Origin of the sequence: Clostridioides sp. ES-S-0123-01 (assembly GCF_020658415.1) — a bacterium.
Lineage (GTDB): Bacteria > Bacillota > Clostridia > Peptostreptococcales > Peptostreptococcaceae > Clostridioides.
Map to the genome: position 1 here is coordinate 436,437 of NZ_JACVWD010000002.1, position 25,743 is coordinate 462,179.

24 protein-coding genes and 1 pseudogene are annotated in these 25,743 nt (G+C 29.0%); 1 reads left to right on the forward strand and 24 read right to left on the reverse strand.

Annotated elements, in window-relative coordinates:
• Position 1: 1 nt before the first annotated feature.
• From IC175_RS05455 to IC175_RS05495, 10 genes are all read right to left on the reverse strand, one after another.
• Positions 2–775, reverse strand: coding sequence for a Rossmann-like domain-containing protein (locus IC175_RS05455; protein WP_227851242.1), 774 nt, complete (start codon positions 773–775; stop codon positions 2–4).
• The gene (locus IC175_RS05460; protein ID WP_227481947.1) at positions 753–1,808 is read right to left on the reverse strand and encodes an ATP-binding cassette domain-containing protein; all 1,056 of its coding nucleotides are present in this window, start codon (positions 1,806–1,808) and stop codon (positions 753–755) included. The genes IC175_RS05455 and IC175_RS05460 overlap by 23 nt, the downstream gene beginning before the upstream one ends.
• Entirely contained in the window at positions 1,798–2,493 is a 696-nt protein-coding gene (locus tag IC175_RS05465) for a GTP-binding protein (RefSeq protein ID WP_227433850.1), read from the reverse strand. Before IC175_RS05465 ends, IC175_RS05460 begins: the two co-directional genes overlap by 11 nt.
• Before the next feature lie 118 nt (positions 2,494–2,611).
• Complete coding sequence (locus tag IC175_RS05470; protein WP_227851243.1) at positions 2,612–3,700, reverse strand: ABC transporter substrate-binding protein; 1,089 nt, start codon at positions 3,698–3,700, stop codon at positions 2,612–2,614.
• 19 nt (positions 3,701–3,719) lie between these two features.
• Positions 3,720–4,499: an ABC transporter ATP-binding protein gene (locus IC175_RS05475; RefSeq protein ID WP_227433848.1), complete on the reverse strand. Its 780-nt coding sequence runs from the start codon at positions 4,497–4,499 to the stop codon at positions 3,720–3,722.
• A 1-nt stretch (position 4,500) separates the two neighbouring features.
• Positions 4,501–5,511 (reverse strand): FecCD family ABC transporter permease, encoded by a 1,011-nt coding sequence (locus IC175_RS05480; RefSeq protein ID WP_413926936.1) that lies wholly within the window; start codon positions 5,509–5,511, stop codon positions 4,501–4,503.
• A 4-nt stretch (positions 5,512–5,515) separates the two neighbouring features.
• Positions 5,516–6,250: an enolase N-terminal-like fold-containing protein gene (locus tag IC175_RS05485; protein ID WP_227481945.1), complete on the reverse strand. Its 735-nt coding sequence runs from the start codon at positions 6,248–6,250 to the stop codon at positions 5,516–5,518.
• Between the two features lie 280 nt (positions 6,251–6,530).
• Entirely contained in the window at positions 6,531–6,758 is a 228-nt protein-coding gene (locus tag IC175_RS19595; RefSeq protein WP_227824610.1) for a PTS transporter subunit EIIB, read from the reverse strand.
• Between the two features lie 87 nt (positions 6,759–6,845).
• Positions 6,846–6,977: a hypothetical protein gene (locus IC175_RS19395; RefSeq protein WP_255613126.1), complete on the reverse strand. Its 132-nt coding sequence runs from the start codon at positions 6,975–6,977 to the stop codon at positions 6,846–6,848.
• A gap of 62 nt (positions 6,978–7,039) precedes the next feature.
• Positions 7,040–7,177, reverse strand: a complete 138-nt coding sequence (locus IC175_RS05495; protein ID WP_227481944.1) for a hypothetical protein — start codon at positions 7,175–7,177, stop codon at positions 7,040–7,042.
• A gap of 144 nt (positions 7,178–7,321) precedes the next feature.
• Between IC175_RS05495 and IC175_RS05500 the strand changes: the two genes are divergently transcribed.
• Positions 7,322–8,647, forward strand: a complete 1,326-nt coding sequence (locus IC175_RS05500) for a hypothetical protein (RefSeq protein ID WP_227830955.1) — start codon at positions 7,322–7,324, stop codon at positions 8,645–8,647.
• Between the two features lie 261 nt (positions 8,648–8,908).
• Here the strand turns inward: IC175_RS05500 and IC175_RS05505 are convergent, their stop codons facing one another.
• From IC175_RS05505 to IC175_RS05565, 14 genes and pseudogenes are all read right to left on the reverse strand, one after another.
• Positions 8,909–10,288, reverse strand: coding sequence for a M20 family metallopeptidase (locus IC175_RS05505; protein ID WP_227433833.1), 1,380 nt, complete (start codon positions 10,286–10,288; stop codon positions 8,909–8,911).
• Between the two features lie 30 nt (positions 10,289–10,318).
• Entirely contained in the window at positions 10,319–11,527 is a 1,209-nt protein-coding gene (locus IC175_RS05510; RefSeq protein ID WP_227433832.1) for a hypothetical protein, read from the reverse strand.
• A 684-nt stretch (positions 11,528–12,211) separates the two neighbouring features.
• Complete coding sequence (locus tag IC175_RS05515) at positions 12,212–12,616, reverse strand: DUF3139 domain-containing protein (RefSeq protein ID WP_227433831.1); 405 nt, start codon at positions 12,614–12,616, stop codon at positions 12,212–12,214.
• A 210-nt stretch (positions 12,617–12,826) separates the two neighbouring features.
• Positions 12,827–14,014 (reverse strand): macrolide family glycosyltransferase, encoded by a 1,188-nt coding sequence (locus IC175_RS05520; protein ID WP_227851245.1) that lies wholly within the window; start codon positions 14,012–14,014, stop codon positions 12,827–12,829.
• A 30-nt stretch (positions 14,015–14,044) separates the two neighbouring features.
• Positions 14,045–14,260, reverse strand: a complete 216-nt coding sequence (locus IC175_RS19600) for an AbrB/MazE/SpoVT family DNA-binding domain-containing protein (RefSeq protein ID WP_413926638.1) — start codon at positions 14,258–14,260, stop codon at positions 14,045–14,047.
• Between the two features lie 27 nt (positions 14,261–14,287).
• Positions 14,288–14,479: pseudogene (locus tag IC175_RS19605) on the reverse strand (helix-turn-helix transcriptional regulator); the annotation flags it as partial.
• A 151-nt stretch (positions 14,480–14,630) separates the two neighbouring features.
• Positions 14,631–14,996: an ArsR/SmtB family transcription factor gene (locus IC175_RS05530; protein ID WP_227433828.1), complete on the reverse strand. Its 366-nt coding sequence runs from the start codon at positions 14,994–14,996 to the stop codon at positions 14,631–14,633.
• 15 nt (positions 14,997–15,011) lie between these two features.
• Entirely contained in the window at positions 15,012–15,788 is a 777-nt protein-coding gene (locus IC175_RS05535; protein ID WP_227433827.1) for a nitroreductase family protein, read from the reverse strand.
• Positions 15,789–16,181: 393 nt separating this feature from the next.
• Positions 16,182–16,631 carry a PTS sugar transporter subunit IIA gene (locus tag IC175_RS05540; protein ID WP_227835142.1) on the reverse strand — a complete coding sequence of 150 codons (450 nt, stop codon included), beginning with the start codon at positions 16,629–16,631 and terminating at the stop codon, positions 16,182–16,184.
• Positions 16,621–18,528, reverse strand: a complete 1,908-nt coding sequence (locus tag IC175_RS05545; protein WP_227433825.1) for a BglG family transcription antiterminator — start codon at positions 18,526–18,528, stop codon at positions 16,621–16,623. The genes IC175_RS05540 and IC175_RS05545 overlap by 11 nt, the downstream gene beginning before the upstream one ends.
• A 220-nt stretch (positions 18,529–18,748) precedes the next feature.
• Positions 18,749–20,644 (reverse strand): fructose-specific PTS transporter subunit EIIC, encoded by a 1,896-nt coding sequence (locus IC175_RS05550; protein ID WP_227824413.1) that lies wholly within the window; start codon positions 20,642–20,644, stop codon positions 18,749–18,751.
• Between the two features lie 24 nt (positions 20,645–20,668).
• Positions 20,669–21,559, reverse strand: a complete 891-nt coding sequence (locus IC175_RS05555) for a ketose-bisphosphate aldolase (RefSeq protein WP_227851246.1) — start codon at positions 21,557–21,559, stop codon at positions 20,669–20,671.
• Positions 21,560–22,207: 648 nt separating this feature from the next.
• Positions 22,208–23,635 carry a 6-phospho-beta-glucosidase gene (locus IC175_RS05560; protein WP_227433822.1) on the reverse strand — a complete coding sequence of 476 codons (1,428 nt, stop codon included), beginning with the start codon at positions 23,633–23,635 and terminating at the stop codon, positions 22,208–22,210.
• Positions 23,636–23,714: 79 nt separating this feature from the next.
• Positions 23,715–25,643: a beta-glucoside-specific PTS transporter subunit IIABC gene (locus tag IC175_RS05565; protein ID WP_227835603.1), complete on the reverse strand. Its 1,929-nt coding sequence runs from the start codon at positions 25,641–25,643 to the stop codon at positions 23,715–23,717.
• Positions 25,644–25,743 lie beyond the last annotated feature (100 nt).

Here is a 25,743-nt window from a genome sequence, read left to right on the forward strand (position 1 = left end):
TTTAAATTTCCCCACTGTCTTTTAAATTTACTTTCTGACCTGTACTGTAAAACATACTATTTCTCTCATTTCCACTTATTATGCTCATTACTTTATCATGTTCTTTAATTACAAATCCTGATAAATCATTTACTCCATACTTAAATAATACAGGTGCCATTGGAGTTGCTGGACCTACCAATACCACATAAGCATTTTTGCTTAATTCTAAATACCAAGGAAAATTTTTTGTACTTAATGTGTAACAAGATATAACTACAAAGTCCTGTTCAGGTAAGATATATGGTGCTGAAGTCTCTGGATAATCACCATATATATCTTCACTTTCTATTATTGATAAATCACAAACAGGTGCAAATAGTTGTTCTAAATAGTGAAAATGACCTATAACCGCTACCTTTTTTCCCCTTATCATATTCTGGTATGAAATAAAAGGGTCATTAATTCTATCTTCTATAAAATTGTTTTCATTTAACTTTATATTATTTTCTTTTGAAACTTTTACAGAATTATAATAAGAATTTATTGCAGCCAAGCCAATTCCTGATTCTGTGATATTCCAAGACTTAATACATCCAGCTATTTCATATAAAGATTTTCCTTTAAAAGATTTTACAAACTCTGGAGGACGCCCATCTTCACTATATACAAAACCTATACCACTACCTACACTACTTCTTACTAAAATATTATGTTGCCCAACAGCTATATCTTCAACTATTATCTCTTTAGGAATTCCTTCTATTAAATCATCATAAAGTTCCCACAAAGTCATTTACCTCCTCCTGTACAATACTTTCTATTTCTTTTCTATTTAAGACTTCACCTTTTCTAACCTTGTGCCTAATATCTAGTAAAATATTATCTAGGCTTTCTATGTATTTAATACTTTCTATTTCTTCATCTGTTGTAGATATTACCTTTGAAATTCCACCATTTTTAATAACTATTCTTTTATTAGCGTTTAAAGCTAATATAGGGTCATGTGTTGAAATCAAAATTATTTTTTCCTTTTTAGATAATAGTCTTAGAGCTTCCTTTCTATCTATACCTGCATTTTCAATTTCATCAATTAAAACTATTGGTGAAGAACTCATATATGCAGTATCCGATATCATAAGAGCTCTTGATTGACCTCCTGATAATTGGGTTATCTTTGTGGTTAATTCAAATTTTTCTCCAGCTAGTTTATTAGCACAATAAAAGCATTTTTTTACTATGTCATCTTGATTTTTACAAAAACGACTTTTAGAGTGCATTTGTAAAAATTCTTCTACTGTTAAATCCATTACAAAATTCATATTTTGTGAAAGTTGAGCTACTAGCTTTCCATCCATAACAAAACGAGTTTCATCACTTGGAATACTTTCATTTATTAATATTTGTCTGTTAGTAGGAGTGTCTCTCTGGGCTAAACATTCAATATCCTCTAACAGTCTACTTTTTCCTGAACCTGTAGGTCCAACAATACTTATAATTTCTCCAGCCTTTATTTTCAATGAGATAGCTTCTTTTTCTTTTAGCTTATTGTACCCACCATTAATAGTAATGCTTTCTATATTTAAACTCTTTTCATCTTGGCCAAATTCTTTTAAAAACTCCACCAATTTAATGTATAATTCTTCTTTTTCTATCCCAAAAGTTATATAAAATTCCTCATCTAAAGATTCTATTAGATTATTAAAAGTAATTGAATCATCTACATTACTTAGATTGTAATTTAAGAAAAAATCAAAGGCCATAGAGTAGTTTTCTTTTATCTCTTTTATAGACATGTTTAGTAAATTTTCATAATTATCATATTTCATAGTCAAACTCCATTTTCTTTATCATTCCCATTTGATAAGATTCTCCAATTCTAGTCTCTCCAGTACAGTAAGAACACACTGATGCTGGTGTTGTAAAACGTAATTGTTTTTCCCTAAGCGTGGTTATTTCTTTTATATCACTTAAATATTTCTTAAGTAAAAATACTCCTTGTCCTGTGATTCCATTTATAAATATTATCTTAGCTTTTGAGTTTACTTGACGTACATTAAAGGAAAATACCTCCCTTTCTGCTTGTGATACTATGTCTCCTTTTGTAATTACAACAATATCAGCATATTTTAGCATTGGTCCTATTTTTCTAGGTGTATTTATCCCTGATAAATTATCTATTACACAAACTGCTGGTATAGTTTTTATATAGGGTGAGCAACGATTACAAAGCCCTGCACTTTCAGTAATTAAAATATCTAAGTTTAATTTTTTAGACCAATAAAGTGCATCTTCAATATTACTTATAAAAAAATGGTCTGGACAAATTTTACCAGATAGTCCAATTTGAACAGGTATATTATTCTCTTCATATCTAATCTGGTCAAAAGATGTAAGGCAGTCAAACTTTACTACTCCAACCTTATTTTCTTCTGCCTCCATAGCTTTAATTAGATGAAGAATAACAGATGTTTTTCCAGATGATGGTGGCCCTGCTACTGTAATTAGTTTCATATCAATTCCCCTTTTTACGAAAGAAAGTAGGTAAAATCCTACTTTCTTTTAATTTATGTCTATATATTATTTAATAACTTTATGTCTAAACATTATTTAGTAACTTTATATCTATATACTATTTAATAGCGTTTTTAGTTAATTTGCTATATTGTTCATCACTTAAATCAACATGATAAAATAACTTATAAAATTCTTTTGTTTTTTCTTTTAAATCATAATTAAAATTCTCTGGATAAAGTATTTCAGATAGCCAAATCATACCCATATATCTATTTACAGATGGAGGGAATCCCATCCAATTATATGGCGTACTTGGTGCTTCATAGTATTTACCACTAGATATAGCACTTATTTTTTGCCATTCAGCTTGACTTCCTACTTTACTATATATACTCTGTGGTGCAAACACTATTACATCTGGATTCCATAAATATAATTGTTCTAACGATACTTCATTTCCATTGCCTTTACTTGATGGGTCATTGAGCTTTGCAACATTATTTGCAAGTATATTAATAATCTCAGAGTGGAAAGACCCTTCCGCAATTACATTTGTTCCTGTGTCTCCTACGCAATAAGCAAGGTTTACTTTATTCTTATCACCTATTTTCTTCATCGTTTCTACAGTTGTATCATAAGTAGTTTTACAGTAATCAGCTAATACTTTTGCATTATCTTCTACATTTAAGATTTCTCCTAGCTTAGTGTAACATTCTGACATATTAGCAGTTGTAGCTTCTATAAATATAGTTGGTATACCTGTTTGTTCTTGTATAGAATCTAAATCTTCTTTCATGCTACCTTTCTTCTCACCTATATCGATAATTACTTGTGGTTCTGCTGCTGCAAGGGCTTCCATATTTAAATCTCCCTTACCATAAAATTGACCAAAAACAGGAAGACTAGTATACTTTTTATCCACATAGTCTTTTGAATCATCTGTCCAATCTCCTGATAGTCCAACTAGCTTATCTGGTGCTACTGAAAATAGTACAATTTGTGCTAAACTTCCTGAAGGTGCTATTTTTTCAATATTTGCTGGAATCTCAACTTTTCTACCTACTGAATCAGTAAACATTATTGTTTTAGATGCATTTTTATCCTCTTTTTTTTCTTTAGCATCACCATTTGACGATGTACATCCAACTAAAGATGTTATTGCTAAAGTTAATACCAATAACAATGATAATAATTTCTTTTTCATTTTATCCCCCTTAAGTAAATTATATAGTTACACTTTTTGGTATGCAGACTCTAATTTTATCATCATATAAGCTGTTTAATTCTACATCTATGTTATATAATTTTTTAATTAGACCAGAATTAATTATGTACTTAGGCACACCAAAAGCTAATATTTCATGATTGTATAAAGCTAAAACCTTGTCTGCATACAAAAAGGCTTGGTCTGGATTATGTGTTGACTGAATTATTATATATCCATCCCTTGTTAATTCTTTTACTGTATTTAATACTCTAATTTGATTACCATAATCTAAATCAGAGGTTGGCTCGTCCATAATAAGTATCTTTGCATTTTGAGCTAAAGCTCTTGCAATAAGTACTAATTGTCTTTCTCCTCCACTTAAATTTATAAAATTCCTATCTTTTAAATAGGAAATTCCTATTTTGTCTAAAGATTCTTCAACTATTTCCATTTGTTTTTTAGTAGGTTTAGACATAGGTGAAATTTGTGATGTTGTTCCCATCAATACCATTTCAACAACAGAATAACTAAATACAGGATTATGAGACTGAGGGATATAAGCTATTTTTCTTGCTAGATTCTTAATTTTGTAATCCTTCAAGTTTTTTCCATCCAATAATATTTCACCTTTATATCCTTTTAATAACTGAAGTATACACTTAAACATAGTACTTTTCCCTGCACCATTAGGTCCTAATATACATAGTAACTGACTACCTTCAACATTAAAGGATATTTGATTAAGTACATTTTGATTTTTATAAAAATAACTGAGATCTTTAACTTCTAAAATCATATTAATCCCCTCTTTTCGTAATCAGATATATGAAAAATGGTACACCAATAAACGATGTTAATATACCTATAGGTATCTCACTAGTCCATAAATTTCTAGATACATTATCAACTAACAACAAAAACGATGCTCCAAACATAGCTGATGTTGGCAATAAATAAACAAAATTATTTCCAACTAATCTTCTAGATAAATGTGGTATTACAAGACCAACCCAACCTATCATTCCACTTACAGCAACACTTGCAGAAGTTAAAAGTGTAGCACATATAATAGTAATAAATCTTATACGCTTTGTATTTATCCCCATCGTTCTTGCCTCATCTTCTCCTACAGTCAATATGTTTATTTGCCAGCTAATAAGTATTAGAGGTACTATACCTATTAACATAGGAATAATTGCAAATTTTATGTCAGATATTTTAGCTCCTGATAAACTTCCCATTAACCAATATGTAATTGCAGGTAACTGGTCATTAGGGTCTGCTACAAGTTTTATAAAAGATGTACCTGAAGAAAATAATGAACTTACCATAATACCAGATAAAATTAAGCCTAACACTTTACTTCCCTTTGTTCTTTCACTTATCAAATAGACTAAAATTACAGTAATTAAACTAAAGATGAATGCACTAACTGTAACCTCTCTACCACTTTTATAAAGAAATAATGCTAAAGCAGCTCCAAATGCTGCTCCTGATGATGCCCCTAGTATATCTGGTGATGCCATAGGATTTAAAAAAATATATTGATATGATGCTCCTGCAGCTGCCAATGCCCCACCTACTAAACATGCAAGTACTATTCTTGGTAATCTAACATTTAAAAATATAGTTTCCATGCTATCTGTCCAAAACTTATCTATATTACATATTTTCGAAACTAAAATTCCAAATACTTGATGTGGTTCTACTGGATATTTTCCAAGTGCTAATGATACTAATATCAATGTAATCAATATTATAACTAAACAAAACATAATTAACTTATTACTTTTTGCACTCTTATTCACTTATTTAATCCCCTTTTGTCTCTACTATTTTCATTATGTTACCTGTCTTTTCAATATCCTCATAAGGTGCACTTATTTTTACTAAATTAAAACATTTATCTATATCATCTACAACAAATCCACCTATATTTTTTATGCCTAATTTTTTGAAATCTGAAGATATAGGTGTCGATATATCACAAATTATGCTTTCTTTATTAAGTGAATCATTTGCTATTTTTATTAAATGTTTATTAATAATTAAGTCTCCACCTAAATATGTACTATCATAGTTTTCTACTAAATATCCATATGCTGATATGTTGTAATCCTCTTCTACTATTTTTCTATTGAAAAAATCTACATCATATCTAAATTTAATTTTATTTTTATTTTGAAGATTTCCCTCTACTACTGCTATTTTTTTTGATGAATCATCAATCATGGAAATGAAATGATGATTAATTTTCTCTAGGCTTAATGTTTTATTGCAAATATTCTGATTATAATAAGAATTTATTGCTGCTAATCCTAAACTAGCTTCTATAAAATTCCAAGATTTAATTGACTTGCATAAATCTTTTAAAGACATATTTATTTTTATATCGTTTTCAAAAGGAAATCTTTTATCAGATAATAAATGACTAATACCTGCTCCATAATCTGTTATTACCATAGCAAACTCTGAGCCTATAATAAAATCTTTTACTCTTATGTTTTCTGGTATTTTATCTATTAAATTATTATAAAACTCCCACATTTTGTCACCCCCTTCAAAGTAATTATATTATGTTTTATTATATTTAGCTATATTTTTTTATATTTTTCTGTATTTTTAGTTATGTTTCATTATGTTTTACCATGTTTAATTGTATTACACTTCATTATTTTTTAATTTAACCTTTCTATTTTGAAATCATAAGTTTATTTAGTAGATGTGGCTATTATGCACAAGTTTTCCATAGATTCAAAATAACTATAATACTCTTGCAACTAAAAAAGCCATGCAAACTAATCTAATTTACATGGCTTTATACTCATCAATCTACACCTAACACAACTTTAATTTTAGATGCTATTGTAATAACTCTTGGCCCAAATATAACTTGAACTGAATTTTTCTTCCTAACAACTCCACTTGCACCTAGCTCATTTACCCAAAAACCATCCTCATAGAATCCATCTATTGGGTTTAGCTCTACTCTAGACCTAGTTGCACAGTTCGTAATACTTTTTATATTGTCACTTCCTGCTAAACCTTCTATTATAGAATGTACAAGTTCTGTATCTTTGTCTTCTACTGTATCTTCTACTGCACAATTATTTACTGCTTTAAAATTATCTACATCTTGTCTTTATCTATACTCTTTCTTACTGTAAAGCTTAACTTCTTCTGAGCTTCTTCCTGGTGTCTTTATATCAAACTTCTTAATTGCACATGTGAATATTACATAAGTAACTATAAAGAATATTGGTAAGTATCTCATTACAATAAATCCTAAATCATTTATTACTTTAATGAATATATTTATAAATAAGTCTTCATGTATTAATCCACAAGCCTTAAATCAGAAACATTTTCCATATTTGCAAAAGCTAACCCTAATTCTATAAATATCCCTGCTAGAACAAGTAATATAATAGGAATCATCATTGATTCAGAAAGTACTTGTAATTTATCCTTCATCTTGTATAGATTATAATTAGTTAGACAATAAATATTTGAGCATGATATTATTATATATAATAGTACAAAGAAATATAGTTTTGCCATGAATAGAAAAAGTAAAAGTTATATAAATAACTATAATAATTGAAAAGGAAGTAATCTATGAAAATAGCAATCATAACAACTGAATTTTTAAAAGAATTTGTAGCTAATTCTATAAAAAAATTAAATATTAATGCAGAAATTGAAATATATATTTATAAAGATTTTTCTCATGTTGGAGATTTATATCTAGAAATCGAAGATAAGTTTGATGGATTCGCAGTCAGTGGACCTATACCTAAGGAAGCTATTACAAAAAAAGTTGGTACTATAAAAAAACCTTTAGTTGATTTTGGTACTGATTTACAAAGTTATTACGATATGTTTCTAAAACTTATTTTTAAATACAATACATTAGATTTTTCTAGAGCATACTTTGACCTAATGGACTGGGCAGATAATCCAAAAGACATATCATATTATTTATCAAATGGTACATTTGGAGATTTAATGTGTAGTATTAATGAAAATGCCTCTAAGATGAGTTTATCTGATATAGCAGAGCTTGAAAAAAATATTGAAAAAAAACATATTAAGTTATGGAATGAAGGGAAAATTGATTTTTCTACTACTCGTTTTAGTAGTATTGTTCCTATGTTACAAGATGCAGGAGTAAATTTTCACTTCATATATCCTGACATAAATTTATTGAAAAGTACTTTTAATGAATTAATAAAGGACATTCATCTGCATAGAATGAAGGTAAACCAACCTGGTGTAATATATATAACAGTTAAAGATATGAACCATTATGATTATACTATAGACCAAATTTATAAAATATTAAACAATCTAAAAAAAGATAAATTAACTGATTTTATAATTGAAAAAGATAGTAGCTCTTTTAAGATTTTTACTAAATGTGAGACCATTAAATCATTAACTAAAAATTTCACTACATGTTATATAAAAGAATCTATTGAAAATAGTATAAACCTTAAAGTATGTGTTGGGTATGGAATTGGTAATAATATAAAACAAGCTATGTCTAATGCTATAAATGCTAATAAGGAATCTAAAATAAATCCTTTAAACTACAGTTTCTTAGTTAATGAAAGTTATGAGACAATAGGGCCTTTACTATGTGATAAATTACTTACTGTTTCAAATAAAGTAACTCCACACATAAATACAATTGCTAAAAATTCCAAATTGTCTACTCTTACTATTCAAAAGATTATATCTGTTACTGAAATTCTTCAAAGAGATGAAGTTACTCCTAAGGAATTATCTTCTTGTTTAAATGTAACAGTAAGAACTGCCAATAGATTTTTAAGTAGTCTACTAAAGTCTGGAAATGCTACTATATTATACGAAAAACAAAACTCAACAAAAGGTAGACCTGAGAGGGTATACAAATTATTTATATCAGAAAACAAACATTAAAATCTAGAGTACATAAAAATATTTTATCATTGAATAGTAAATAAAGTTATATGATTTTCTAAAAGGTATATCCCATATTTGTTTTTTAAGATATACCTTTTGTGATATTTATTAATAATTTATGTTATTCCCTATTAAAATTATTTTCTAGCCATTTCACTTCGCAATGAGCAAATAAACAGTAAAATTTCGTGTTCTTTTGATAATGAAAAAATGCTGGCATAAAAATTGTACTCTTATATTTTAAACTTTATATCTCATTTAAGGAGTTGGAATATCATCTGGAATAGGACACTTATATGTTTTTCCATTCATAGATTTATCGAATTCTTCTTTTGCCTTTTTAGCTATTTCTGGATTATTCAGTATCTTAGCTCCAAACATAGCCATAATTTTTGCCGCATATATCATACCTTTTTCTCCAATAGAACTTCCTGCACAAGATGTAAACTGCCAACTATGCCCAGGTGCCCCTAGGTTTGTACATCCTGTAAAAAAGTAGGCTGTAGGAACTATATGCATTACATCTCCAATATCAGTAGAACCATAGCTATTAAAGTTCGTAACATTTCCTCCACCATAATATAGATGAGTTCCTTCTGGTAAATTATATTTATTTATCATAGCCTTATATTGTTGTGGGCTTTGTCTATCTAATTCAGCTGCAAAATCCAATTCATCTTGAGTCCAAGGCTCTTGTTTAATATTATCCATACATTCTGACACAAGATTTGCTAAGACATGATTATTTAGAGTATTATAACATCCTCCTAAAAACTCTACTTCAACCTCAGTCTCAGTCATCATTGCAGCTCCTTTTGCTACTTTTATAAGTCTTTCATATGTATTTTCTACAGCTTCCCTACTTAAAGCTCTTGTATAATACCATACTGATGCTTTATCAGGAACTATGTTAGGTGCTACTCCTCCATCTGTAATGGTATAATGAATTCTTACATCAGAAGTAACATGTTCTCTCAAATAATTAGCTCCTACATTAGTAAGTTCCACAGCATCTAAAGCACTTCTTCCATTTTGAGGGTCTGAACCAGCATGTGCAGTTTTTCCTTTAAAATGAAATTTTACAGAGTTAACAGCTGTTGATATGCCAACTGTAGCTTCACTAATTTTATTTGGATGGAAATTTATAGCTAAGTCTAATCCTTTAAATGCACCACCTCTAGCCATAAACCCTTTACCTGTTAATTGTTCTTCTCCTGGACATGCATAAAATACTATAGTTCCACTTAAATGGTTTTCTATCATTTCTCTTTTAAGTCCTACTACTGCTCCTACATGTGCAGTACATAATAAGTTATGTCCACATCCATGACCATAACCTCCCAATTCAAATGCTTCTTGCTTTGTTGAAACTTTTTGGTTTAAACCAGGTAGCGCATCAAACTCTCCCATAAAACCTATAACTGGTTTTCCTGAGCCAAAACTAGCCTTAATAGCTGTAGTTAAGCCTCCTACTCCTATTTCTACATCAAATCCTTCACTTCTTAGAAAATTTGCTGTATTTTCACATGCTTTGAATTCTTTAAATGCTTTCTCTGGATTTTTCCATATTTTCTTACTTAAATCATCAAGTTTGAGTCTTTTTTCATCTATCTCATTTATAGAAATATTTCCTATCATTAACTTTACCTCCCATAAATCTATTTTACATTAACCAAATATAAGTGGACCTATTATACTAGCAAATGCCACTGAAGCAATAGTTACAGTAACAAATCCCCCTATAATCATTTTTGGTAATAAATAATCTGTTGCCCTTTGCTTCTCTTCTACAGTTCCTTCCATAGCATCAATACCTTCATTAGAAATTATCTGTGTTGCTGGATAAGCAAGCATACAAGTTACACCAATTGCTGCTGACATTCTTGGAGAGTATCCTAATAACTTTCCTACAATTGCAGTAAATAGTATTATGAATACAGCTCCTACAACTAGAATTCCTATAGTTGGAACAATCATTGCAAATAATGCTGTTGGAGTTACCTTAGCAAGTCCTCCAGGTAACATTAACATACATCCAAACATTATAATTCCATTAGATTGAGATTTATCTAAAATTCCCTTTTCTAAAAATCCTATTCGTGTAAAAATTAAACCTACTAACAAGCATGCTATATTTGGATTTAAATAATAATTTGCTGGAGTAAATCCTGGTATTAGAGTAGCTAATCCTACAAAGTTCCCAATCATAGCAACAAATGAAAGTTTTGCAAGATATACTAGATTGGAGGATTTCTTATTTGATTCTTCTTTAAAAATTCTCATACTTGGAAGCTTAAAATTACTCTTTGATACATCCTTTAAGAAATCTCCCCTATCTCTTTTAAATTTTAATTCTTTATTTATGCAATATGTTGTTATAGGAATACCAAAGAATTTTTGAAATGACAATACTAGGATTACAAATGCTGCAAGTTCAGGTCTATTTGCTGCTTCTGCAACCGTTGTTACAATAATACCAGCAACAGTAGAACCTGCTATTGGAGGTGCTGCTATTAAAGCATACTCTCTACCAAATAACATACTACCAACTGTGAAACAACCAACCGCTATGCCTACAATACCTACTAATGCAATTACAACTGTTTTCCATTCATGGCATAAATCCTCAAGGTTTATAAGCGTTCCCAAGTTGGTTATTAACAATGCTATACCAAAGTTACTCATTGCAGCTAATATCCCTGATGCTCCTGTAACGTCTTTTGGAAGAATATTTGTCCAAAAGCCTAATAAAAATATAATACATACAAATAGCAATGTTGAAATTGCACCTTTTGTTTTCTTAGATAAAAACTCACTAAAAGCATAAATCATTACACATACAGTAAAGCAAGTAAGCGGATTCCAAAAATTTTCCATTGTTGTTTCCTCCTAAATATAATAATTTTTATCAATAAAACAATAATTATAAAGTGTGTATTCTGTAGTTATTCTCAACTACATATAGCACAATTTGATATTTTTTGATGATATTTTATACGTCTCAAATTATTCCTAAAATACCTAATATAAATTAATAACATATCCATTAATATTGTTAAGAGATACCTTATTTTAACTATTTCTTTTAAGTCTTCTTTAGGTGCAAACTTGTATTTGCTAATGCCTCCCCTCTTTAAGTTAGACTATATCTAGCGACTTTAGAAATCGTATTCCTAGCAATAACAATTATTTGTCATATTAAATAAATGATAAACTATATGTCTATAGTAGTCCTAAATTATTCTTAAATTAGTAAAAAAAAATAAATTTACTAAAATAAGGTCACTAGTTTTTATTTTGTCAAACTATTCTTGATATAAATTATAATTTCAAACTTTACTTTTGTCAATATATTCTGACAATAAATTACAAGTTTATAGTTTTATAATTATTCTTAATCTTCTTATATCACCATGTACTTTATACTTAAATGATTATCATTCAGAAGTTATTCTAGAAGATTCCTACTATATATTACTTTTTATACAATATACTTTTTTAAGATTGAATATAATGTTATGTATCTATTTTTCAATAAAAATACTCCTATTTTATCATGATCTATTTATCCAACATGCCTTTAAGATAAATTGGTGGATGCTTTACACCTTTTAATTCTTCATTGCTTTTTAAAAGTTTATTATTATTTTCCATATCATAAATTTGTAACATTACTTTATTTACATATAGAGCATAATAATCATCACTATAAAAATATTGATATTCATATTGAGGGTCATCTTTGTAATATACTCTATATAGTATTCCTTTGTAGCTTGCTTTCTTTGCTTTTTCTCTTGTAATACTCTTTATATTATCTTTTGAAATATCTTGCTTTACCATATACTTGTTAATATATATTTCAGCCTCCTTCCATGGTTTAATGTAGTTTTTATACACAACAAACCCTGTTACACTTATAATACTTATAATTAATACTCCTAAAATAACTTTATACTTTTTCATATTAATCCTCCCTACTTCAATCTAAATTTTTTTCAGTTCTAATGTTAAAAACTTGATATAATATACTAAAAAAGAGATGTTATATTTTTTTATTAAAATATAACATCTCTCATATTTAGTATCAATATATATGCCCCAACTGGTAGGTTAAGTGACCCCACTGTCAGTATTTTGATTAAGTGGTATGTATTGTCCATTTTAACCAATTTACTATATTTTAATTGCTCTACTATCACATATAAACTGTAATATCACATCTGCTGCTTTTTTTGAACCTCCTGCATTATAAAAACTTTTTGATAGTTTAGTTGCATTTTCTTTGTATTCATTATCATTCATAACTTGAAATACTGCATCTTTAATATCTTTTGATTTATTTTCTTTTAACATGAGCCCTGCGCCCAAATAAGTAACTCTATTAGCTACCATTCTCTGCTCCGAATGTTGTGGAAATAATACCATAGGTACTCCATAATATAAACTTTCATTAACACTATTCATCCCACAATGAGTAATAAACACATTAGTTTCTTGAAGTACAGTAGTCTGTTTGACACTATTTTTAACTTCAAAATTATTTGGTATATGTCCTAAACTTTTAATATCAGTATCACTACCAACAGACATAATTACATCAACCTCATAATCTTCAAATGCATTTATACAGTTTTTATAAAAGTTAATATTTTTATTATTAATTGTACCAAGTGAAATATATATTAGCTTTTTCTTTCTCTCTTTGGGTCCAATAATTACCTTTGATACTGATGGCCCTACAAATGAATATTTACTAGAAAAAGTTTCTACCATTGGTTGAAATTCTTTTGATGTATATACAATAGTATTCGTATCATCATCATTAGAAACTATAGAAATAAAGTTTTTTACCTCATATCCTTTTCTTCGTAAAAGCTTGATTTTTTTATTAATACGTCTCATACCAAAAACCATACATATAATTTCTATAAAGCTTTGTTTCATCATCTTCGCTGTATGTTTATTAATCGCGAAAGTTGTTGTAGAACATATATATGGAATATTAAGTTTTTGTGCAAATAATTTTCCCCAAAAACTTAGTGAATCTGATACAATACAATCTGGATTAAATTCTTTAAGTTCTCTACAAACTTTTTCATCTAAAGATATGGTAGTATCTACTATCATCTCAATTAACCCAGAAAAATCTTTACCAATTTTTTTCTCATCTCCAGGACGTAATTCTGGAAGATATTTATCACAACAAATAAATTTTGCTCCAGCACCTTCAATTTTATCTTTAAATTCATTAAAAGAATAGTACAATACCTCATTCCTTCTATCTACCAATTCACGAACTACTTCAACGGTAGGATTGGTGTGACCATATGCAGGAATACTGAAAAATACTATTTTGCCCATATTTTATCCATCCTTTTATAATTTTTTAAATTACTCTTCTTTACTTATTACCCCCATATGACCTATAAAATTTATCAAATCACGTTGATGAACAATTCCTAATCCTCTTTCTTCATCTCCTAGTATCAATAATTTGTCCCCTGAGTTTATATTAAATACATCCCTTGCTTCTTTTGGAATAACAATCTGACCACGTTCACCAACTACGACAGCTCCAAAGAAAAATTTTCCTGTAGGTGGTACTATAATCCCTGATTTTTCTTCCGAATGATTAACTAAATCATCTAATCTGACATTATACAATTTTGCAAGTTTAATACAACTATCTATATCAGGAGTAGATTCTCCATTTTCCCATTTTGCTACTGATTGTCTAGAAACATTAAGTTTTTCAGCTAATTCTTCTTGTGTGTACTGGTGAATTTTTCTTAGTCTTTTCAAATTCGTATTAATCATATTTTTCATACCTCCTATGTTTATAGTATTAGATTTATTACTTAAATTCTATCAACTAATCTTAACATTCATGTATATATTTTTATACATAAAAAAGAGCTATCACAGAACAAATTTAATTTATTCATGCGACAACCCCTTTTTGCTAAATCAATTTACTTTACTCACCTTTTCTTACATCATCTTCACCAATATGTTGTATTCCAACAAATATAAGATTTATTAGCTCTGTTAGTGATTTCCATTGTGATTTTTTTGAATCAAGATAATAATAATTTCTAGTTCCTTCTCTACGTACATTAACAATTTCTGCTTCTTTCAATATTTTAAGATGATGAGATACAGCAGGACGAGAAAGATGTGTTTTTTCTGTAATTTCTCCTACTCGTATACCATTGAAGTCACTTTCTAGGAGTGTTATTAAAATCAACTGTCTAGTTTCATCTCCCATAGCAGAAATAGCTTTACGACATTCTTTAAATTTAGATGTTATTTCTTGTATTCTTTGCTGACATTCCTTTTCCATAAACTCCTCCATACCTTATAAGTATCTAACACTTGCTGGTTCTTTTTGTGCAGTACGTCTATATTTAACATCTGGATATCCAATCACTAGTGTCATAAGTACATGATTCCTGTGTTTTAGACCTAAAAGTTTTTTTAACTTTGGTGAATTATTTGCTACATCTGAAAAATATCCACTAAATAAAACCCCCAGACCATAAGATTCTGCCATTAGTGCCATATTAGATGCTGCAAGTGAACCACTAATCTTATCTTTTGTTACTATCATTATTGCAATAGGAGCATGCTTGAAGAAAAAGTTATCATCAACCTCAACTTCCTTTGAATATTTAACAGCAATATTTGCAATAGGTTTTATTTTTCTAAAAAATCTCACTGCTTCCTTTTCATATATTGCTTTTTTATTGTCTAAAACAATATATGATACATCTTGTGAATTTTTAGCACTAGGTGTGTATCTACCTGCTTCAATAATTTGCTTTACAATTTCTGAAGAAACTTCTTTATCTTTAAATTTCCGGATACTTCTTCTAGATTTAATTGCCATTAGTAATTCATCTGAGTCTAAGTTTGGCTTATTTGTAAGTTCTATTGGTGGTTCATCAAACCCTGTAAGTGTAATAGCTTCTTTGGGACAGATTGCTGCACAGTGTCCACACATTAGACAATCTTGCTTTTTAATTACTGATTTTTTATTTTCTATAATTATATTATTTACTGGACAATCATTTTTACAAAGTCCACATCCAATACAAAGGTCTTTATTAACTTCAATTATATGTTGATATTTCATATACATTCATCTACCTTTCGTTCATTAGTTTAAACTATTATAACACGAAGATGTTTTTTATATTCATTGGTAAAGAATTTGATTACCATTAAATTTTTAATACCTCTATTACACAAGTTTTTCATAGATTTTAAAGTATTATAGGTTTTGTATAATAAAAAAGACAAGCTTGAAATTTAAGCTCGTCTTTTTTATCTCTTACTATAAAATAAACTCTCTCTTCCTTTTTAGCAAATCTCTCCATGAATCCTGCTACATTATTATCAACTAATAACTTTCCTTTGTTTAATCCTAATAACTCATATCAATAATTTGGCACATGTTTAGAATCGGTAAAGATGATAACACATTTTTCATTCCAAAATAAATTCAAATTTATAGTTTATACAATATCTATGCTTCATAAAATACACCTACTATTTCTTTTTTGGTATGTGCACTTAAAAGCCTTTCACTTATATCTTTACCACCTAAAATATAAGCTATTTTAGATATTAACATTATATCTTCTTTACCTTCAGATTGTGGCATAGCAAACATAATTACTAATTTTACAGGCAAGCCATCTATACTTGGCCAATCTACACCTTCTCTAGATTTACCTATTACCACAGATGCTTTCTTTACATACTTTGTTTTTCCATGTGGCATAGCCATTTGATAACCTATACTTGTAGAGCCCATTTTCTCTCTATGATTTAGTGCCTTTATAAACTTACTTTTTGAAGTTATACTTCCTTTATCATATAATTTATCTACTAATTCTTGTATTATACCTTCTTTTGTAGTTGATTTTAAGTCTAAAATAACACTTTCCTCGCTTAATATTTCTCTAATTTCCATTTATTTTCTCCAGTACATTGTTATCAAATAATATTTTAATATCCTCTTCTCTTTCGCAATCTATTATATAATTTATATAGTTCTTTTGCCTATATAGATTTGATACTTCAATCAGAATATGTTTTAAAAAGCTATGATTACTAGTTTCTAAGTAAAGGTCAATCGTTCTATTAATATTATTGACATTCATTATTCCCTTATTTACTTTACTTTGATTGCATATATATATATTTAAATCTTTTCCTAATGCAATAGATTCATATTTACTGCTTAAATTCATACCTATTAAACTTCTCATCTGGCTTACATCAAAATTAAAATATATATTATCTTTTAAATATACTCCTAATAAGTTTGTATCTAAGTCCATACTTTTTCTAGGTTTATTAAGTAAAGCATTTTTTATATTATTAATATCACTTTCCATTAATAGTACTGATACAACTATATGTGATTTCTCTTTCAAATCTAAATTTACAGTAGATATTACAAAATCTACATCATCCAAATTTCGCTTATTCAACTGATGCATGGGAATTATATCAACTATAGTCCATTCAGGAAATTCTCTTTTTAATCTAGCAGCAAGAAGCTGAGATGTTCCATATCCTGTATTACAAACTACTATTACTCTTTTACTACTCATATTTCTTTCTATAGCTGCTTGAAAATATGTAGCAATATACGAAACTTCATCTATACTAATATTCTTCAGATTATAATGCTCTGTCATAATATTTATAGTCATCATGCATAACCCCAATACCTCAGAAAATCGCTCTTGTATCTCTTCTAATAATGGGTTTTTTATTTGGATATCATATCTTAATCTGTTTAACATGTGTCTTACATGAGATGTCAGACTTTTTTGCAGTAGTTCATCATCTTTAAGATTTATATTTAAAAACTGTGACATATTCTCTATCATTATAGATGATATTTTTTCACTATCACTTAATATATCTGATTCATCATTGCAACGCTTATTGCTTTCGCTACTAAATCCAGATGATACTAAATATATATATATATATTTAATTTCATCTTTAGTTATTTTTACTCTGTATCTATTTTCTATTTTACCTATAAGTGTAGTGACCTTTTGATATACTAACTCATCCAAATTACATATAGAGACTTCCTTTTCTTCCTGAAAATCTATTTGATTACCTTCTTCAACTCTCTTTAAGCATATAAGTATATGTGTAATTAAATTTATATAGTAGGGCTGACTTATAACATATCCTAAATTATCTTCTAATTCTGTAATTATAGTTTCTACAAATATGATAGAATCAATATCAAATAAATTTATCAATGCACTAAATGTAGCAGAATCTAATCTGGTTAACTCAGATATATCGTGCTGTTCATAATTTTCATCTAATAAATCATCTACCATCTTAGCAATCGATTTCCTTATATCTACTTCTTTACCTATAATTTTAGTTCCCTCTAAGGTTTTATTAAGTTTTAAATTATATTCTTTTATCCATTCCTCTATATATTTAAAATCATTTACTATAGAAGTTTTACTTACATAATATTTATCCGATAACTGATTTATTGAAGTTATATTATTTGAATTTAATAATAGATATTTTAAAATTTCCATTCTTCTTTGCTCTACTGATAAAGACTTATTTCCCTTTGGTTGTATATTTAAACTATTAATTAGGTCTATATCTTTCTTTGCTGATGCTTCTATTAATATTCCGCAACCCCTTTTTATATCAATTTTTATACCGAAAGTTTCTAAGTATATCTCAATCATCTTCAAATCTTTTTGTAATGTTTTATCTGATACATTTAATTTATCTTTAAAGTATTTTATAGGTCTATATTCATTTTCATTTAATATCAATTTAAGAAATTCAATTTGCCTTGATGCAAGCATACTTATGCCCCCTACCCATTTTTTGATATTTCTATTAATTACTATTTTAGCATATTTAATAACTATGTAAAAATACTAAAATACTTCTGTATCATAAAAGAATTTATGATACACTTTACAAAATCGATATAATATAGGATATAATTTTAAAATAAAAAATAAGGATATTGAGAGGTTGCTAACTACTTCCAATATCCTTATTTTAACTCTTATTTATAATTTAAGCACCAAGTACTTCAACTTCACCACTTCCACTCTTTATAGTAGGCTTTGTTATTCCTATAATTAAAGTTGTTATTACTGTACCAGCTAATATACAAGCTATATACGCAACTGGTGCACTACATGCAAATGGTATTACAAATATTCCTCCATGTGGTGCCATCAAGGTTATATCTAAACTCATACATATTGCCCCACCTATACAAGAACCAATTATGTTTGCCGGAATCATTCTTAACGGATCTGCAGCTGCAAAGGGTATTGCTCCTTCCGTTATAAAAGATGCTCCCATTATAGCAGTTGGTAGTGCTGACTTTCTTTCTTCTTTAGTAAACTTATTTTTAAATATTAACATGGCTAATGCTATTGCTAATGGAGGTACCATTCCACCCACCATTAATGCTGCTGATGGTTCAAATACATTACTAGAAAACATAGCTAATCCAAATGCAGAAGCTGTTTTATTAATAGGTCCTCCCATATCTGATGCCATCATTCCTGCTAATATTGCACCTAGTAATACTTTATTAGTTCCAGACATACTTTGTAACCAGGACTGTAAAGCTTCATTTAACCATGATGCTGGTGTATTAACTACGAAGAACATTATAGCTCCACTTGTGAATGCAATCAGCAGTGGACATATCAGTACAGCATTTACCCCTTTTAATACATCTGGTAAGTTTTCTGTTATCTTCATTACTCCTAAAGCTATATATCCAGTTGCAAATCCTGCTACCATACCTCCTAGGAATCCTGAACCTCCAATAACTGCCATAAAACCAGCTATCATAGCAGGAGCAAAACCTTGTCTTCCTGCAATTGATTTAGCTATAAAACCAGCAAGTATTGGTATGAATAACTTAAATGCTGAATCGCCTCCAAGTTGTCCAAAGAATCCAGCTATAGGATTGTATGTTTCATGAGTTGGGTCTGATGCAAATATACCAAACATAAATGCTATAGCTATACCAATCCCACCTATTACTACAAATGGAATCATTTCAGATACACCATTCATTAAGTGCTTATAAATACCTTTTTTCTCTGACCCTTGAAGTATTTCTTTTGAATCTTCTAAAGTTTTTCCACCTGGCTTAATTTCTTTAGCCATTCCATTTTCAGCATTTATAATTAAATTTTTGGCTAATGAAACATTCTTAGCATCTGCTACTTTCTTTTGTAATACTTTCTTTCCTATAAATCTACTTGTTTGAACTTCTCTATCACAAGCTATTATTACGTATTCAGCTCTTTTTATATCTTCTTTAGTTAACTTATTTTCTACACCTATGGCTCCATGTGTTTCTATTTTAACTTCATACCCAAGTTCTTGACCTGCTTCTTCTAACGCTTTTTTTGCCATAAAAGTATGAGCTATCCCTGTTGGACATCCTGTTATTCCAACTATAAGACCTTTATTTTGATTATTACTTGAATCTCCTGATTCTACAGCTTTATAATTAAATATATCTAATATTTCATATGGAGTTTCTGCACTTAGTAGGTTCTTAATAAGATTTTCATCCATTAAATATGTAGCTAGTTTAGATATAATCTTAAGATGCTCGTCTAAACCTGACTCTGGAACTGCTATCATAAAAAATGACCTAAGTTTTTGACCATCATTATCCGTGATGTCCTTATCTGTTCTTAAATACATCATTACAGGTCGCTTTACTGTACTTGACTTAGCATGAGGGATAGCTATTAAATTTCCCATGTTAGTTGGTGATTCTTTTTCACGTTTATTAATATCAATTATAAACTTTTCTTTATCATTTATATAATTTCCATGATACAAATGATTTGCCATATAGTCAATTACATCTTTTTTAGTTTGTAATTGTTTATCTAATACAATACAATCACTACGTAATATTTTGTCTACCATAAATTCGCCCCTCCCTTTAATTTGTTATCCAATCACTGATTCTTCTTTTGGTGAAAAGCATTTTAATTTATCTATGTCATTGAATAAATTCATTTTAAATTCTATAACTTCCCTTGCAGCTTCTATACATTGTGGATATATAGCATCTGGTTCATATAAACTTGGATTTTGTTCTAATACTTCTCTGCACTTCTTATAATACGCTGATTTAACATCACTTGAAATATTTACTTTACAAACTCCTAGTTTAACTGCTTGTGATATTTCTTCATCTGGATTTGATGATCCTCCATGAAGAACTAAAGGTATATCTACTACTTCTTTTATTTCTTTTAATAAATCTAATTTAAGCTCTGGTTTAAACCCTTTTGGATATATACCATGTGCTGTACCAATTGCAATGGCTAATGTGTCTACACCTGTTTTTTCAACAAAATCCCTAGCTAATTGTGGATTTGTATATATTATTTCATCAGAACCACCTTCTCCTGATGTTCCAGTTGTCCCTATTGTCCCAAGTTCTCCTTCTACAGATACATTTAATCCTTTTGCTATTTCCACTATTTCTCTAGATATCGCTACATTTTCTTCATATGGTAAATGTGAGCCATCAATCATTACTGATGTAAATCCACATCTTATCGCTCTTAATATTTGACTTTTATTTGCTCCATGGTCTAAGTGTATTACCATAGGTACCTTACTCTTATGTGCTTCTTCTATACAACTAGCTACAAAGCTATCTTCTAGGAAACTTAACTCATTTGGGTGTATTGCAAGTATTACTGGTGCATTTTTTTCATTAGCACTCTGTACTACTGCTTTAAGTATTTGCCCACTCCCTATATTAAATGCTGGTACTGCAAATTGATTTTCTTGTGCTACTTTTAACATTTCCTTCATATTTATTAACATATTGTACCTCCTGATATTTTAAATTTTAGTTTTGATTTGTTTGTGATTTATTTTGTTGTTGTTATATTTAAATAATATCAGGATAATAAAAGTTCGAAAATGACAATAGTTTTCCTTTTGAAAAAGGAACTTTTATTATACATTCTGAGTTCCTTTTCACTAAATAATTTTTAGAAGTCTATATCATGGTTAATTGCAAAGAATCTTTTAAAAAGAACTATTCCATTAGATGATAAATTCCATTCTCTATACTCAATAAGCTCAAAAGGAGACTCCAGTAATTGCGATTGTTTTATAAGTATTCATTTAAACTCTACAACAGGTAGTATCTTCATGGATTATAGAAATAATTTTTAAAATGGTAAAAGTGTAATAGTATATGGTCATCATTTGAGAAATAAAACTATGTTTGGTGAGCTATTTAATTTTAAAGATACTCGTACCATAGTGCATGCTATATTAGTATCAAAAACATTAAAAAGAAGTTGTCTCAAAATTGATTTTTTCTAATCAAACTTTAAGTTCAACTCCCTTTTTGGATTTTTATATATTATTTTTTATTATTTCTTTTTTAATTAATATCTTAAATTTTGATGGTAGGTAAAATAGAAAAAATCATACATATCATTAGTTTTATATTCTTCTTCCCTAATCTAAATCTTCACCATTTGAAGCAATTACTTTCTTATACCATTCAAAACTTTTCTTTTTCGTTCTTCTCAAACTTCCATTACCAATATTATCTCTGTCTACATATATAAATCCATAACGCTTTTCCATTTCACCTGTACCAGCACTTACTAAATCAATAGGCCCCCATGTAGTATAACCTAATAAATCTACACCATCTATAGAAACTGCATCGTACATAGCTTTTATATGTTCTCTTAAATAATCAATTCTGTAATCATCTTCTACATAGCCATTTTCATCAGCTATATCTTTTGCACCTAATCCATTTTCTACAATAAATAATGGCTTTTCATATCTATCATATACATGATTTAATGTAATTCTTAGACCTAGCGGGTCAATTGGCCATCCCCATTGGCTGTATGAAAGATATGGATTTTTAGCAGATGTAAATATATTTCCTTCAGCTACATCATCTGAGTTTTCATCAGTTCTAACACAACGGCTGTTGTAATATGAGAATGAAATAAAATCTACTGTATATTTATTCAATAATTCAATATCACCAATCTCCATTTCTGGTGTAATACCCTTTTGTTCCATATATTTTAATGCATAATTAGGATATTTTCCTCTAGATTGCACGTCTACAAAGAAATAATTTTCTCTATCTAACTTCGTAGCTTCCCATACATCATTAGGATTGCAACTATAAGGATATACACTTCCAGCCGCAAACATACATCCAACTAAGTTATTTGCATCAACTTCATGTGCTATTTTAGTTGCAACTGCACTAGCTACAAGTTCATGGTGAGCAGCCTGATATTTTATCTTTTCAACATCTTCTCCTTCCTCAAAACAAATACCAGCACCCATAAATGGAGCATGTAAAATCATATTTATTTCATTAAAAGTTAACCAATACTTCACTAATCCTTTATATCTTCTAAAGATAACATTACATAGTTTCTCATAAAAGCCTATCATTTTACGATTACGCCATGCACCATACTTTTCAATCAAATGCATTGGACAATCAAAATGTGTAATAGTAACTAGTGGCTCTATTTCATATTTTTTACATTCTTTAAATATATTTTCATAAAACTGAAGCCCCTTTTCATTTGGTGTTTCTTCGTCACCTTTTGGGAATATTCTACTCCATGCAATACTCATTCTATATACTTTAAATCCCATTTCACCAAATAACTTTATATCTTCTTTATAATTATGGTACATATCAATACCAGTTTGAGCTGGATAATAATGCTCATCATCAAAATCAAACATTTTTAATTTTCCTGTAATAACTGCTGTTCTATCTTTTCCTGTTGGACATACATCTACATTTGCTAGACCTCTTTCATCTTCATTATATCCACCTTCACATTGATTAGCTGCAGTAGCTCCTCCCCATAAAAAATCTTTTTTAAAACTCATAGTTAAGCCTCCTAAAATTACAACTAAAGCATTAACTTATGCTAATGCTTTAGTCTTTTATTAATACTTTAATCTCTTCCTAAAATATAACTGTAATCAGATTATCTTCTAATTCAGCATTTTTACTTTTTGTTTCTACCACATCTAAAAATTGTGATGAATTTGTAATAACAACTGGAGTTACAACACTATATCCTGATTTCTTTATTACATCAATATCAAAGTTTAATATAGTTTGACCTTTTGTAATCCTATCACCTTGCTTTATACATGCCTCAAAACCTCTTCCTTCTAACTGAATAGTATTTAATCCAATATGAATAAGCACTTCAACACCTTCATCTGAGAGAATTCCTATAGCATGTAAACTTGGGAATAAAGTTGTAACCACTCCATCTACTGGCGCAACTACCTTTCCATCACTAGGTATTATTGCTACACCTTGACCTAGTACACCAGATGCAAATGCCGCATCCTCTATATCACTTAAATTTAATACTTCACCTTTTATAGGGCTTACTACTATTTCTTTTTCTAATTTAGTAGACTTAACTTCTTTTGTTTCTTCTTTTATTTCCTCTTTTCCCTTATCTTTTGCTTCTTCTTTCTTGTCTTTATATAACACCATAGTTAATACAAAAGCTACAACCATTGATATAGCTATACCAGAAAGAGCTACTATTAAGTTACCCATTCCCCCATCTGGTTCAATCATTGCTGGAAGTTCGAATATTCCCATCCCTCCAGTTATAAACTTTCTAAGATTAAAGAATCCATAGAAAGCTCCTCCAATACCACTAGCAATACAACTTATTATAAATGGTTTCTTTAAAGGTAATAATATTCCATAAATTGCTGGTTCTGTAACTCCAAATATACCAGATATAAAGTTTGGTATTGCCATCTCTTTTAATTTCTTATCTTTAGTCTTAAAGAATATCGCTAATACAACTGCTGAACTTGCAAATGTACAAGCAAAGAATGGCATCATAACATTATCGTATCCTAAAGTCATAACATTGTTTATATATACAGGAATGAATCCCCAGTGCATACCAAAAATAACAAGAATTTGCCAAGTGAACCCTACTATAGCACCTGCTAATAGTGGACTAAAATCTCTTATCGAAATTACAATTTGCGAAATAAGTGTAGAGCCAAATGTTGCTATAGGACCTATAACTATAAGTGCAACAGGTATTGCTACCAATAATGTAAGCATTGGTACAAAGAAAAACTTAACTAAGTCTGGAACAATCTTGTTAAATAATTTTTCACACTTAGATGCAAAATACACTATAAATATAATTGGTACAACTGTTCCAGTGTAATCCATTGATATTATTGGTAATCCAAAGAAATCAATATATACTGGTGATGCAAACATTGTTCCTTTAAATAAAGTATACATTGCATCTGTACCTGCCGATATACTGCTACCTTGTATGGCAGGATAACACATTGCAGCTCCTAGTGCTAATCCCAACATTGGTTTTAGACCAAATTTTTTAGCTGAAGTATATCCTAAAAATAAAGGAAGGAATGTAAATAATGCATCTCCTGCTGCATTTATTACCATATATCCACCAGACACATTACTATATAATCCCATTGCTACAAATAAAGCATTAAATCCTTTTAACATACCACAGGCTGCCATTATTCCTAGTACTGGCTGAAAAATTCCTGATATTATATCTATACATTTATCCAACATACTACCTGACTTTTTCGTTTCCGAATTTGCACTTGAGTCATCTAAGCCAATTATTTCAACTACATCTTTATAGACAGCTTCAACATGATTTCCTATAACTACTTGATATTGCCCTCCACTTTTCATTACAGTAACAATACCTTCCATATTTTTCAACACATCGTCATTTGCTATACTTTCATCTTTTAATGTAAAACGTAGTCTTGTAATACAGTGTACTAATCCACTAATATTTTCTTTTCCACCAACATTTTTTACTATGTCTTGTGCTAATTGTTTGTATTTTCCCATTTTTTCCTCCATATTTCTTTTAAATTAATTTTTTGAAATTTGAAGGTTTGGCCAACTCAATGTTACCATCCAACCATAGGTATAGTTTTGTTAGTATCAC